We start from the raw sequence: 542 nt of genomic DNA on the forward strand, positions 1-542 counted from the left end.
GAGCGCGGTATGAACCAGCTCGCCGACGCCGTCAAGGTGACCCTGGGTCCCAAGGGCCGGAACGTCGTGCTGGAGAAGAAGTGGGGCGCTCCCACCATCACCAACGACGGTGTCTCCATCGCCAAGGAGATCGAGCTGGAGGACCCGTGGGAGAAGATCGGGGCCGAGCTCGTCAAGGAAGTGGCGAAGAAGACCGACGACGTCGCGGGTGACGGGACGACCACCGCGACCGTGCTGGCTCAGGCGCTGGTGCGCGAGGGTCTGCGCAACGTCGCGGCCGGGGCGAACCCGATGTCGTTGAAGAAGGGCATCGAGGCGGCGGTCGAGCGGGTGAGCGAGGAGCTCTCCAAGATCGCCAAGGATGTGGAGACGAAGGAGCAGATCGCCTCCACGGCGTCCATCTCCGCCGGTGACACGCAGATCGGCGAGATGATCGCCGAGGCGATGGACAAGGTGGGCAAGGAAGGCGTCATCACCGTCGAGGAGAGCAACGCCTTCGGCCTGGAGCTCGAGCTCACCGAGGGCATGCGCTTCGACAAGGG

At 66.1% G+C, this 542-nt stretch carries 1 protein-coding gene; it reads left to right on the forward strand.

Features of this window, described 5'->3' with window-relative positions; translation table 11 throughout:
* Positions 1-542, forward strand: a 542-nt coding sequence (locus ACFP1K_RS41235; RefSeq protein ID WP_380764072.1) for a TCP-1/cpn60 chaperonin family protein, incomplete at both ends; no start/stop codon positions are given.

The organism is Sphaerisporangium aureirubrum, assembly GCF_042658925.1.
Lineage (GTDB): Bacteria > Actinomycetota > Actinomycetes > Streptosporangiales > Streptosporangiaceae > Sphaerisporangium > Sphaerisporangium aureirubrum.